Source organism: Saprospira grandis str. Lewin, assembly GCF_000250635.1.
Taxonomy (GTDB): domain Bacteria; phylum Bacteroidota; class Bacteroidia; order Chitinophagales; family Saprospiraceae; genus Saprospira; species Saprospira grandis.
This window is the reverse complement of the sequence record NC_016940.1, coordinates 3,460,752-3,474,007: the sequence shown is the minus strand read 5'-3', so window position 1 is coordinate 3,474,007 and position 13,256 is coordinate 3,460,752. Positions and strand designations below refer to the sequence as shown.

The 13,256-nt window shown below is 48.6% G+C and carries 10 protein-coding genes; 4 read left to right on the top strand and 6 right to left on the bottom strand.

Features of this window, described 5'->3' with window-relative positions; genetic code table 11:
• Positions 1-204 precede the first annotated feature (204 nt).
• From SGRA_RS15310 to nadB, 3 genes are all read left to right on the top strand, one after another.
• Complete coding sequence (locus SGRA_RS15310) at positions 205-1,842, top strand: NAD+ synthase (RefSeq protein ID WP_015693683.1); 1,638 nt, start codon at positions 205-207, stop codon at positions 1,840-1,842.
• A 568-nt stretch (positions 1,843-2,410) separates the two neighbouring features.
• The gene (locus SGRA_RS15300) at positions 2,411-3,523 is read left to right on the top strand and encodes an anhydro-N-acetylmuramic acid kinase (protein WP_015693681.1); all 1,113 of its coding nucleotides are present in this window, start codon (positions 2,411-2,413) and stop codon (positions 3,521-3,523) included.
• A gap of 4 nt (positions 3,524-3,527) precedes the next feature.
• Complete coding sequence (gene nadB / locus SGRA_RS15295; protein WP_015693680.1) at positions 3,528-5,132, top strand: L-aspartate oxidase; 1,605 nt, start codon at positions 3,528-3,530, stop codon at positions 5,130-5,132.
• 185 nt (positions 5,133-5,317) lie between these two features.
• Here nadB and SGRA_RS15290 read toward each other — a convergent pair whose 3' ends face one another.
• The 5 genes from SGRA_RS15290 to folE all read right to left on the bottom strand — a co-directional run bounded on the left by SGRA_RS15290 (position 5,318) and on the right by folE (position 10,485).
• Complete coding sequence (locus tag SGRA_RS15290; RefSeq protein WP_015693679.1) at positions 5,318-5,818, bottom strand: type III secretion system chaperone family protein; 501 nt, start codon at positions 5,816-5,818, stop codon at positions 5,318-5,320.
• Between the two features lie 14 nt (positions 5,819-5,832).
• Entirely contained in the window at positions 5,833-7,965 is a 2,133-nt protein-coding gene (ligA, locus tag SGRA_RS15285) for an NAD-dependent DNA ligase LigA (protein WP_015693678.1), read from the bottom strand.
• Between the two features lie 190 nt (positions 7,966-8,155).
• Entirely contained in the window at positions 8,156-8,506 is a 351-nt protein-coding gene (locus tag SGRA_RS15280; protein ID WP_015693677.1) for a hypothetical protein, read from the bottom strand.
• A 282-nt stretch (positions 8,507-8,788) separates the two neighbouring features.
• Positions 8,789-9,478, bottom strand: coding sequence for a tRNA (5-methylaminomethyl-2-thiouridine)(34)-methyltransferase MnmC2 (gene mnmC2 / locus SGRA_RS15275; RefSeq protein ID WP_015693676.1), 690 nt, complete (start codon positions 9,476-9,478; stop codon positions 8,789-8,791).
• Positions 9,479-9,789: 311 nt separating this feature from the next.
• Entirely contained in the window at positions 9,790-10,485 is a 696-nt protein-coding gene (gene folE, locus SGRA_RS15270; RefSeq protein WP_015693675.1) for a GTP cyclohydrolase I FolE, read from the bottom strand.
• A gap of 285 nt (positions 10,486-10,770) precedes the next feature.
• Here folE and SGRA_RS15265 point away from each other — a divergent pair, with 285 nt between their 5' ends.
• A complete protein-coding gene (locus SGRA_RS15265) occupies positions 10,771-12,213 on the top strand; it encodes a phytoene desaturase family protein (RefSeq protein WP_015693674.1) in 1,443 nt (480 codons plus the stop codon).
• Positions 12,214-12,480: 267 nt separating this feature from the next.
• On the opposite strand, the gene SGRA_RS15255 is transcribed toward SGRA_RS15265, so the two are convergent.
• On the bottom strand, positions 12,481-13,251 hold the full coding sequence (locus SGRA_RS15255) for a Rossmann-like and DUF2520 domain-containing protein (RefSeq protein WP_015693672.1): 771 nt from the start codon (positions 13,249-13,251) through the stop codon (positions 12,481-12,483).
• Between the last annotated feature and the right edge of the window lie 5 nt (positions 13,252-13,256).

Sequence of the window (13,256 nt, the reverse complement as noted above, 5' to 3'; positions counted from 1 at the left end):
GGCCCGCTATGCGCTAGTCGTTCTCATAATAAGCCTAAGGCTGGATTCTACTCCACTGCCTCATAATAGACCAACACCCATTCTAGCAAAAGAAAAAAGGGGCTTTGCTTATTTTTTAAACAAAGTGCGTGAAATCAGCAACTTTTTTTCTAGATTGTCGTTTGAATCCCCAACACCTACTTAGTTTACATAATAAACAAAGCTATGAAAATTGCAATCGCTCAACTCAACTACCATATTGGCCACTTTGAACAAAACTTGGCCAAAATGCTTCGAGCTACAGAAGAAGCCAAGGCCCAAGGGGCTGATATTGTTGTTTTTGGAGAATTGGCTAGCACGGGTTACCCCGCTAGAGATTTCTTAGAATTTGATGATTTTATTGCCAAAAGCGATGCTTTGGTCCAAGAGTTAGCCGAAGCGGCTCAGGGTATTGCCATTGTGCTCGGCGCCCCCTCTCGCAATCCCGTTCCAGAAGGCAAGGACCTCTATAATTCTGCTTACTTTTTGGCGGATGGCAAAATTTTGCATCGGCAGCATAAGGCCCTTTTGCCCACTTACGATATTTTTGATGAGTATCGTTACTTTGAGCCCGCCACTGAATTTAAATTGGTAGAGTATAAGGGCTATAAAATTGCGCTTTCTATTTGTGAGGACATCTGGAATGTAGGCAATGAAAATCCACTTTATACGATCTGCCCCCTCGATGAGCAGTTTAAACAGAGCCCTGATTTTATTCTCAATCTATCGGCTTCGCCTTTTAGTTTCTCTCAGGCCCAAGAGCGCCTAGCTATTATCAAGGAGAATGTGCAGCGCTATAAGTTGCCTTTTTTCTATGTGAATCATGTGGGCGCCCAAACGGAAATCATTTTTGATGGGGGCTCGGCGGTTTTCTCCCCCAATGCAGAGCTTTTTGAAGAGCTGCCTTATTTTGAGGAGTGCATCAAAACCTTTGACCTTAAGTCGGTGCGCCTAGGCCAAACGCCCAAGGCCCAAACCAAAGAAAAGATGCAACTGATTGAAGATGCTTTGATTCTCGGTATCCGCGATTATTTTGGCAAATTGGGCCTAAAGAAAGCCATTTTTGGCCTTTCTGGCGGCATTGACTCTGCTGTGGTGGCGGTTTTGGCGGCCAAGGCCTTGGGCCCACAAAATGTGCGCTGCCTGCTCATGCCCTCTCAGTTTTCTTCTCAGCATTCTATTCAGGATGCACGGCAATTGGCCCAAAATCTCAATATTCAGTACGATACCATTTTTATTGAGGATATTTACAAGGCTTATCAAAAGGAGTTGGCCCCTATTTTTGCAGGTACCAATTTCGATTTGGCCGAGGAAAACCTACAGGCCCGAGCTCGTGGTATGCTCTTGATGGCGGTCTCGAATAAGTTTGGTAATATCCTGCTCAATACCTCTAATAAGAGTGAGGCAGCGGTGGGCTACGGCACGCTCTATGGCGATATGGCTGGCGGCCTCTCCATTATTGGCGACCTCTACAAAACTGAGGTTTTTGAGCTTGCCCATTTTATGAATATGGAGGGCGAATTGATTCCAGAAAATATTATTAGCAAGCCCCCCAGTGCCGAACTTCGCCCCGATCAGTTTGATAGTGATAGTTTGCCCGACTATAATATTCTGGACCAAATTTTATTTCAGTACATTGAGCGCCGCCAAGGCCCCAAAGAGATCATCCAACAAGGTTTTGATGCCCAATTGGTCCGCCGAGTGCTCAAAATGGTCAATCGCAATGAGTTTAAGCGGGCCCAAACGCCCCCTACGCTCCGCATTTCGAGAAAGGCTTTTGGAATGGGCCGCAGAATGCCTATTGTAGGTCGCTATTTGAATTAGTATTAGGGGCCTCCGCAGCAAAGCTGCGGCGCTATGGTCCGCAGCTCGCAGGTCTGCTCGGCCCTTAGCAGGCTGCGCCTGCTCGGTCTGCCGCCTTCGGCGGCACTGCTCCCCAGCGCTAGGCCTTGCCATTCTGCTGTAAGAACGGTATTCGTCGCTGCGCTCCTCATTCCTTAATATTAACCCGCCCACCCTCCCCTCCAATGGATTCCCTAAGGAATCCATTGGGGGAGTTTGGGCCATTTTTGCATCCTGCAGGCCCAAAGGGCCATCGGCAATAGCCAGATTTAAACGCACTCACTTTTATTGTTTGCAGCAATTTCCCACTAGTCGGCCCTATTTTTCTAGACCATAGCGAAGGCTATGCCCTTAAAAAATAGCTGGCCTAGCAGAAAATTCATAGCAAACCATAGCCAAAGCAGCGCGATTAAATCTGGCTGAGGGATGGAAAGCAGTGGCGCAAAGCGCCAGACCCAGCCGCCTTTGGCGGCGCAGGGCCGAGCGAACAGCGAGCTGCGACACAGCCCGACCCAGCCTTTGGCTGGGGCAGCCCCAAAAAAACAACAGCATGTCCAGCAAAAACTACTATATCCTTGGCCTAATGTCAGGCTCCTCCCTAGATGGACTAGACCTCGCCTACTGCCGTATGCAATGGGGCCAAAACGGCCTAGAAAACTGGGAGCTGCTCGCCGCCCAAAGCCTGCCCTACTCCAGCAGTTGGGAGGATCGGCTGCGGGCCCTACCCCAACAATCGGCCCTCATTTATGCCAAAACCGACCAATACTTTGGCTTTTATATGGCCGAATTAGTGCAGCAGTTTTTGGCCCAAAACAACATTCGGCGGCTCGACTTCATTGCCTCGCATGGACATACCGTTTTTCATGAACCCGACAAGCGTTTTGGAGCACAAATTGGGCGGGGCAGCGCCTTGGCCGCCCTGACAAAACGGCCCGTAATTAGCGACTTTAGAAGCCAAGACCTCAGCTTGTCTGGAGAAGGTGCCCCCCTGGCCCCCATTGCCGACGCCTACCTATTTCCGGGCTACAGTTATTACCTCAACCTAGGCGGCATTGCCAACTTATCGGCCAAGGCAGGCCAAAACTGGCGCGCCTTTGACTTTGCCCCCGCAAACCAACTGCTCAACTTTTTGGCCCAAGAAAAGGGCGCCAGCTATGATGAGAGCGGCCAATGGGCCAGCCAAGGAGAGGTTCAAGAAGAATTATTGGCCGCCCTACTCTCCGACCCATTTTATCAGCAACCTTATCCCAAATCGCTCTCCAATGCCTGGGTGCAAGGGCCACAGCTCCGCATCTTAGCCGAATTTGAGGCCAGTACAGAAGATAAACTGGCTACAGTTTGCGAACTCATTGGAATTAGCCTGCGACAAAGCATTTTAGACCTCCAAAAAGAGGAGGGCTTTGGGCAGGCCGGTAAACTCTTGGTCTCTGGTGGTGGTGCTTTTAATCACTACCTTTTGGGCCAATTACAAGCCTATGTAGAAGATTTGGGCATTGATATTTTTCTGCCCGACAACAACATTATCGAATTTAAAGAAGCCCTACTAATGGCCCTACTTGGCCTACTGCGTTGGGAAAAACAAACAAATGCCTGGCCCCAAGTGACCGGCGCAAAAAAAGCAAGTATCAATGGGGGTATCCACTGGCCGCCCCCCAAATCTTAAGATTATGAAAAAAGTAGATATTTTGGTCTTGGGCTCTGGCGTGGCTGGACTCAGCTTTGCCATTCGGATGGCCCAAAAACAGCCCCAAATAAGTATTGCCGTACTCAGCAAAACCATCTCTTCTGAAAGTAATACTAGCTATGCCCAAGGGGGAGTAGCTGCCGTTTGGGACGATCAGAAAGACTCTTACCAAAAGCATATTGAAGACACCCTAGATGCTGGCGATGGCCTCTGTGATGAGGAAATTGTTCGGATTGTGGTCGAAGAAGGCCCTAGCCGAGTGCGCGAGCTCATTGACTGGGGCACTCGCTTTGACAAAGAAAAGCAGGATGAACAGTATGATTTGGGTCGAGAAGGCGGACATTCTGAAAACCGCATTTTGCATTATAAAGACATCACTGGCCGAGAAATTCAGCGGGCCTTGCTGGCCAAAGCCAAAGAGCTCCCCAATATTGAAGTCTTAGAGCATCATTTTGCTATTGACCTTTTGACGCAGCATCATCTGGGCCGTTGGGTCACTCGACTTAGTCCCAATATTGAGTGCTATGGTTGCTACTCCCTCAACTTAAAAACTAATCGAGCGGAGCGCATTTTGGCCAAAGCCACCGTTATGGCTTCTGGTGGTGCGGGACAGGTCTATAAATCGACCACCAACCCAACGATTGCCACAGGAGACGGCATGGCCATGACCTATCGGGCCAAAGGAAGAGTGCGAAATATGGAATTTGTGCAATTTCACCCTACCGCCCTTTATAATCCCGCTGGAGAAAATCCCGTTTTCTTGGTCTCTGAGGCCGTCCGTGGATTTGGAGGCATCTTAAAAGATGCCGAGGGCCAAGAATTCATGCAGAAATACGACCCCCGAAAATCTTTGGCCCCTCGTGATATTGTAGCTAGAGCCATTGACCAAGAGATGAAAAATAGTGGCTCTGACTGCATGTATTTAGATTGTCGACATTTGGAGCAGGAAGCTTTTTTGGCCCATTTTCCCAATATTTATGAAAAATGCAAAAGCATCGGTATCGATCCCTTTGAGCAGATGATTCCCGTAGTACCCGCCTGCCATTACTTTTGTGGCGGCATTGAAACCGATGCTTGGGGACAAACCTCTATCCATCGCCTTTATGCCTGCGGCGAATGCACCAGCACGGGCCTACATGGGGCCAACCGCCTAGCGTCCAACTCCTTGCTAGAGGGCCTCGTCTTTGCCGATCGCATTGCCAAGGATCTGGACCAAAAACTAGGAGAGTGGGACTGGAAAGAGGGGATTCCCGCCTGGGAAGCCACAGGCAGCCAAGACCCCAAAGAATTGGTCCTCATTACCCAAAGTATGAAAGAGCTCAAAGAAATTATGAGCAGTTATGTGGGTATTGTACGCTCTAATCTGCGTTTGGAGCGGGCCTTTTCTCGCTTGCGCCTACTCTATGAAGAAACCGAAGAACTGTATAACAAAAGTAGAATTTCGCCTGCGCTTTGCGAGCTGCGCAACCTGATTACCGTGGCCTATTTGGTCACTCGCTCGGCGGCTATCCGCCGAGAAAGTCGGGGGCTACATTTTACTACGGATTATCCCAACCGACAAGAGTATTTGGATGATACTCGCCTATAAAGCAAAATGGCCCATAACAAATTGTTATGGGCCATTTTTATTGGTCCTAAAGGGCCGAGCAGACCTGCGAGCTGCGCAATGGGCCGAGCAGTAATTCATGAGGGTTTCAACCCTCATTTTGTAGCGATACCGCTTTGCGCTGGCTTTTAACCTAGCGGAAGGGGCCGCCCCCAAAAAACTAGATCTTACTCATCATCTAATTTGAAAGGCGTATGTTCTTTTTTGCTTGTTTCTTTATCATCAATGCCCATAAAGCGCTTTCTGAGCAGGCTAGTAAATTGCAGGGCAAAATAGCTCTGGCTGCTTAGCGAATACTCAATTTCCTCCACGCTCATCTCCTCGATAAAGTAAGTAGAGCTGAGGTAAACCACCTCATGGCCGGCCTGTTCTCTGGTCATCGAGAAGCTCTCGGTAATGAGTTGGTGGTTCGTTTTGAGGATCAGTTCCATCAATTCTTGGCGGGCTTCGATAGCTGCGGGCACCACCACGATAGGCGAAACGATCACGAGGCTAGGGCGTTTTTTCTGCTCAAAAGTGGTCGATTCTCTGAGGAGGACCACAACTTGGGCATTGCCACGATGCAAATGCCAGCGGTTTTCTTTGTCGGTGCGGCAAACCTTGGGATCTACGCCCAATTTCTGGATAGCCGCTTCAATAGTAGCGTAGTAATCAGCTAGTTGTTTCATGATTATTATAAGTTTTACGACTGCCCGTCTAGTTGGGCTAAAAATTCTGCTTCTGTAAGGATATTGATGCCCAAATCTTGGGCTTTTTTGAGTTTAGAGCCTGCTTTTTCGCCCACCACCAAAAAGTCTAGATTTTTGGAGACCGAAGAGGCGGCAATGCCCCCAGCGGCCAGCAGGCGTTTTTTGGCTTCCGAGCGGCTCATCTCTTGCAAACTGCCCGTAAACAGGACCTTTTTATTGGCAAAGGGGCCTTCTTTGGGGCCCTCTTGGGGTTTTTCTTCTTCTAATTGTTTGAGGTTGAGGCCCAATTCGCCTAGCTCCTCCAATAACTGTTGGATGGCTGGCAATTGAAAGCTATCATAGACCGACTGGGCCATTTTTGGGCCCACATCCTTTAACTCGCTGAGCTGCTCGATGCTCCAATTTTTGAGTTCTCGGATATCGGAGACCACAGCCGCCAAAATTTTGGCATTGCCCGAACCGACATGCCGCAGGCCAAGGGCATAAATGAGGCGGAAAATCGGTTGGTTTTTCGAGGCCTCAATCGCCTCTTGCAATTTGGCGACAGAGCGCTGGCCAAAGCCCTCGAACTGAGCAATTTTTTCATAATCTAGGCGGTAAACATCGGCTAGGCCATGCAGCAGGCCCTCCTCATAAAACTTCTCGACATAAGCGGCGCCAAAACCAGAAATATCCATGGCTCCCTTAGAGACAAAATGCTTGATGCGCTCTAGGATTTGGGCCTCACAATCGGGGTTGATACAGCGCCAAACGGCTTCGCCCTCAGGACGTTCCAGCAAAGAATCGCAAACGGGACAATTGCTTGGAAAAACAATAGGCTGCTCCTCCCCTGTCCGCAAATCTTCTAGGGGTTTAACGATTTGGGGAATCACATCTCCCGCTCTTTTGACCAGCACATGATCGCCAATGCGCAAATCTTTTTCGGCAATTTGCTCGGCATTATGTAGAGAAACCGAGCTCACGGTCACCCCAGCCAACTCGACAGGGCGAATTTTGGCCACGGGCGTAATAGCCCCCGTTCGGCCCACCTGATACTCTACGGTTTCGAGGACAGAACTGGCCTCTTTGGCCGTAAATTTATAGGCAATCGCCCAACGGGGATGATGATTGGTGTAGCCGCAAATTTCTTGTAGGGCCAAGTTATTCAGCTTGACCACCATGCCATCAATTTCATAGGCATAATCTTCTCTTTGGGCCTCCCATTGGGCGCAAAAATCGCCTACGGCGGCAATATTGGGGCAAAGCGCCCGCTCTTTATCGGCTGTTGGGACCTTAAAACCTAGGTCGGCCAAACAAGCCAAAATATCCCAATGGCTCTCAAATTGGTCCAAAACATTTTCGGCTTCGGCATTAACCGCAAAGCCCATTTGATAGACAAAAGCCTCTAATGATCGGGCTTTTACTTGCTGTGGATCTTTTAGGCGAAGGCAGCCCGTTGCAGCATTTCTGGGGTTGGCAAAAAGGGCCTCTCCAGCGGCGGCACGCTTTTCATTGACCCGCTCAAAACGATCTTTTCGGATCAGGGCCTCTCCGCGCAGTTCCACTTTTTGGATGCCGTATTTACTAAAATTGGCCTGTAAGGGAATGCTAGCAATGGCGCGGGCATTGGCCGTGATTTCATCGCCTTTTTCTCCATTTCCGCGAGTGGCGGCACGGACCAACTGATCATTTTCATAAACCAACACAATTGTTCCCCCATCAAACTTGGGTTCTACACAATAGGCCAGTTCATTTTGGGCCAAATCTTCGGGTAAAAGACGGCGAAGACGCTGCTCAAAATCCTGAAGATCCTCCATATTTTCAGAGTTCTCCAAAGAAAGCGTAGGCGTCAGATGCTCCACCGTCAGAAAGCCCTCTGTCAGGTCGCTAGACACTCTTTGCGTGGGCGAATGCGGAAAAACCCATTGGGGGGCCGCCTCTTCCAAGCGCTTCAATTCTCGAAATAACTGATCATATTCATAATCACTCAGCAGGGGCTGATCGAGCACATAATAGCGCCATTCATGATAAGTAATCAGGGCAATTAGCTCCTGAATAACAGCCTCTTCTGTAGGCAATGGCTTTTGGGCCAAGAGCGCTTTAGAGCGCTCAAATAATTCTTTTTGCTCTTGAGCAGAGTAACGCATAAGTTAAGGTATGAATTTTTTTTGTGGTCTTGGGGCCTCCGCCTCGCTGCGCTCGTCGGCGCTATGTTGCGGGGCTCGCAAGTCTGCTCGGCCCTTCAGGCTCCACTTCGTTTCGCCTTTGGTCTGGCCTTCGGCCACCCCTCCACAGCGCTAGGCCGGGGACCGTTTGGGCGGCTTTGGCAGCTCCAATTTATTGAAAAATTTTCTCTGCGCTATGCGGGCAACGCTTAAAGATTCGCTTCTCTAAATCTTGGAGAAAAAACTCTCTTTGCGCATCAGAAAGGCCTTTTTTGTAGGGTTCAAACTCCTCCGCAAAGCAGGGATTTAGGCCAGTGGCATATTGGAAGCCTTCTTCGAGCAGTTCATAATCGCCATTTTGGACCGCTTCCATTAGGGTGCACTCACAGAAACTGGTGGCCAAATTATTTTTGATACGGTCATCGCGAAAAGCAATATAGTCAATCGTATAGATGAGGACGACCAAAAAAAAGAGGACCGCCGCTCCTGTGATACTCCACTGGATAATGGTTTTCCGTTCCATAAGATAATTGGGTAAATTATTAAGTGTGTATGCGTAGTAGAATGTAGTATGCTATGCCTTAGAAAGGTAAGAGATTTATAGCGTTAAACTAATTTTTTTTGGCCTTCTTTTGGGCCTTTTTTGGGCTGAATGCCTTAAAGGCAATTTAGTCAGTGCGCTAGATAGAAGCTTGATCTTATATTTTCACTAGACTGAAATACTTTTCAATGGCAAAGCTCGGAACAGTATTTTAGCTATTGAATGGGCAAGAAAAAAGCCTTGCATTTCTACAAGGCTTTTTGCTTAGGCCTCCTTAAAGGCTCTGGTCATTTCTCTTTTGCCCTTTGGGCCAGGCAGGGCTTCTACCCTAAAGCCGATACTTTTGAGTAATCGCTTAAAGGCGCCTTTGGCGCAGTAGGTCGTGAGGCAAGCGCCGGGGCGCATGGCCTCATAAATCTTTTTGAGCATGGGTTCCTCCCAAAGTTCGGCTTGCACATTGGGAGAGAAAGCATCATAGTAGACAATATCAAAAGCATTTTGGGCCGATAAGTCCTCAAAACGCTGAATATTCAAGCAGAAATTAAAGTTTTCGGCTAGGGTTTGCCAGCGGTTGGGCTGGCTGTGCATAGCGAGAAAAGTAGCTTGGCTAGTTGGGGCCGCTAGTTCTTGGGTATAATTAAGGGCCGCAGCGGTTTCGTTAGAAATGGGATAAGCCTCTAGGGCCAAATACTGAATTTGGCATTGGGGGGCTTCTTTTTGGCTATACAAATAGCTCATGAGGGCATTTAGGCCGGTACCAAAACCAATTTCTAAAATAGCTAATTGTTCTGGCCCCTTAGTGAGTTGATGGGCCAAGGCCGCTTGTATAAAAACAGTATCGGTTTCTTGGATGGCGCCATGTGTAGAGTGGTAACTGGCGGCAAACTTTGCCGACTCTAGGCTGTGAGAGCCATCGGCGGTGAGGATAATTTTAGCGTTAGAATCTGCTTGCATATAGTCTACTGAATTGGATCAGGTCAAAATAAGATTTTTTGATGTTTATACAACAGCCTAAGGAAAGAAGTTGTTTAGTGGGTCCTTTATATTTGCGGTAGACAGGGCGCGAAGCGCCCGCAGGCCTAGCGATGCGGAAGGGTGGCCCGCAGGGCCAGACCGAGCTTTTGAGCAAAGCGAAAAAGCGAAGGGCCGAGCGAGCAGCGAGCCCTGAAGCGTAGCGCCGCAGCTTTGCTGCGGAGGCCCCCAAAAAAAAGGCCCTCTTCCCAGAGGACCTACAACAATAAACATCTAGCTGTAAGGAGCAACATTTAGTAGCGGACATCATGGTGAATGGCAGCTAAAAACTCCTTGCGGAACTGCTCTTTTTCAAATTGACCACTGTAGGCGGTTGTTACCGTACTACTAGATATATCTTGGATGCCTCGGGTAGAGACACACATATGTTTTGCATCAATATAAACGGCCACATCATTGGTGCCTAGGCTCGTTTTGAGCTCTTCTAAGATTTGGCGGCTTAGGCGTTCTTGCACCTGCGGGCGTTTGGCATAATACTGCACTAATCGGTTAATCTTTGAGAGGCCGATCACTTTACCATTGGGAATATATGCTACATGGGCCTTGCCATAGATGGGCAAAAAGTGGTGTTCGCAGGTAGACTGCAGCAAAATGTTCTTCTCGATCAGCATTTCTTCATACTGATATTTATTTTCGAAAAGGGCAATTTTGGGTTTATTGGCGGGATTGAGGCCACTAAAAATCTCCTTAACATACATTTTAGCCACTCGGTAGGGGGTCCCTTTTAGGGAGTCATCGTTGAGATCGAGCCCCATAATTTCCATGATAGCCTTAAAATAGGCTTGAATCTGCTCTACTTTTTCCTCATCGGAAAGCAAAAAAGCATCCTCTCGCATAGGCGTATCGATAGAGCTAAGGATATGTTGGTCCCCCATTTCATCAAATAGGGCCTGCTCTTCGGCAGTGAGTGTTTTTACGGATTGGTTCATCTTGATTGAATTTACTTCTGAAAAAATAGGCAGATAAAAAATTCAGAAAAAGCTCTGCTACTTTTTTTGTCGTTAGATACGACTGAATTTTACGGTTTGTTTAGCTTTTCGCCTTTAAAATTTGGGGCCAGCTAAAACAACAAAGCTAAGAGAATCTGTTGATTTAGAATAGGCAGTTTGCGCATTTTGGGAAATTAGGTATAGATCTCTGACGCCTTTTCAAACAGGCCTTGCTTTTTTTTGTTTAAAATACTACTTAGACTAGTTAAAAAAATTAACAGGAAAATGAAAATAGGCATTATTGGCTCGGGCATGGGGAGTCTTTCTGCGGGGGCGCTCTTGGCCAAGGATGGGCATGCTGTTCATATTATAGAACAAAATTATTTGCCTGGGGGTTGCACAAGTTCTTATTATCGTAAGGGCTTTATTTTTGAGGCCGGGGCCACCACTGTAGTGGGCTTAGACGAGCATATGCCTTTGCGCTATATTTTAGAGCAAACGGCGATCCAAATTGATATGAAGCCTTTGGATCGGCCCATGCAAATTCGGCTAAAAAATGGGCAGCAGCTAGAGCGATTTGCCAATTTGGAGGATTGGATTAGGGAGGCCGAGCGCATTTTTGGCCCAAAAGGGCAGGCAGCTTTTTGGCGGCGCGCCTATGCGATTAGTCAGTTTGTTTGGGAAACCTCCTTGCAGCAACAGAGTTTTCCGCCCTCTTCTTGGCGAGATTTGGGCCCTATGATCAAGGGGTTTCGGCCCAAGCAGTTGGCTTTTGCGGGACTCGCCTTTCGCTCGATGAAAAAGATGCTGCAACAATATGGGCTAGACAAAAATCCCGATTTCATGGCTTTTGTCAATGAACAGCTGCTCATTACGGCCCAAAATTACCTAGAAGAGGTCAATGTTTTGTTTGGGGCCACGGCGCTTTGCTACACGCTTTTCGGAAATTATTATGTCTATGGAGGCCTCTACCAACTGGTCAAACCTTTTTGCGATTATATTGAGGCCCAAGGCGGGCAGCTTCATTTGCGGCGAAAAGTAGAGCAGATTGAGCGCAAAAATGGGCAATATATTTTGCAGACTAATCAGGGCCCAATGGCTTTTGATCGCCTGATTTCGGGCATTCCTATCAATAATTTACTCGATATTTGGCCCAATAAAAAGCTACATCAGCGCTATAAAAAGCGGTTGTTGCAAAGTCCACAGCTCAATTCGGCTTTTCAGATGGGCATAGGCTTTAAGCGGCGAGAGGATTCCCCTGTTTTGCACCACCAAATACATCTCAAACAGCCACTTTCTCAGATTGGAAGCCAGAGTATTTTCCTCAGTTTTTCGGACCCCATAGATTGGTATCGAGCGCCTTTGGGCCAGGGCGTAGCCTCCATTTCTACGCATATTCCAGACCCCGCCCGCCGGCCCGTTAAAGACAAGGCCGCCCTAGAAGAAGAGATCCTAAAGGTCTTGGACGAGCAGGGCTATATTGCTCAAGATCAGGTTTTGTACAGGCATAGCTCGGCTTCTAGTAGCTGGGAAAGCTGGACCCAGCGCAAGTTTGGTTTTGTGGGCGGTTATCCTCAATTTCTCAAGATTAAGCCCTGGCAAATGCTGGATGCTCGCCTAGAGAAGGGCGCCTACCTTTGTGGCGACACGGCTTATCCGGGGCAGGGGATTCCGGGCGTGGCCCTTTCGGGCATTATTGCCTATAAAAAGTTGTTATTGGATGGCTAGTTTTTGGGGCCTCCGCCTCGCTACGCTCCTCGGCGGTTACTCCCTTTGGTCGTCGAACTGCGGCCTGAAGGCCTTGTTATCGTTTCGGGGCTCGCTGCTGTTTTGGGGCCTCCGCCTCGCTACGCTCCTCGGCGCTACGTTTCGGGGCTCGCTATTCGCTCGGCCCTTCGCCAGCAAGCTGGCTCGGTCTGGCCTTCGGCCACCCCTACACATCGCTAGGCCTGCGGGCGCTTCGCGCCCTGTCCGCCGCAGAAGTGGGGCCAGCCCTTAGAGGTCCTCCTCAATGCGTTGACTCAACAATTGGTAGAGGGCCAACAACTGCGGTTGATGTTCTGCCAAATAGGCCTGATGTTTTTGCATGCTGCTTTGGTCTCCTCGGATGGCGGGGCCAGTTTGAAAGCCTTTGGCTGGGCCTTCTTCTAGGCGCTGGGCGCTTTGCAAAATTAGGGGAAAAAGAATTTCTGGATCGATTTGAGCCTGCTCACAAATGCTTTGGCCCATGGCAAAAAGATAGTTACTAAAATTATTGACCATAACGGCGGCTAGATGCAGAGCGGGCCATTGTTCCTCTGCTAATAAATGATAGCGGCAGCCTAGCGATTTGGCCAAATCCTTTAATTGCTCCAAAAGAACAGGAGAAGAAGCCGCCAAACAGATCGGAATGCGGGCCAAATCGGGTAAATAGCCCTCATGAAAACTTTGCAAAGGATAAAAAATGCCGTATTGCTTGGCTTGAGCCAGTGCGCTTAATGGCGTAGCCCCCGAGCAGTGCAAAATCAGTCGTTCATTACGGATACTTTGAGGCAATTGGGCCAATACCTCAGCAATGGCTCTATCATGCACCGCCAGTAAATAATAACCCGCTTGATTCTCTAATTGATCTAGGGCAAAAACCGCTTGGCCAGCTAAAGCCTCAGCCGCTTTTTGGGCCTTTTCAGGGGTTCTGCTATAGCATTGCCCAATGCTATGCCCCGCCTTTAAAAACGCATGGCCTAGCGCTTGGCCGACCTTTCCCGTACCTATAATATGTATCTGCATCTTGT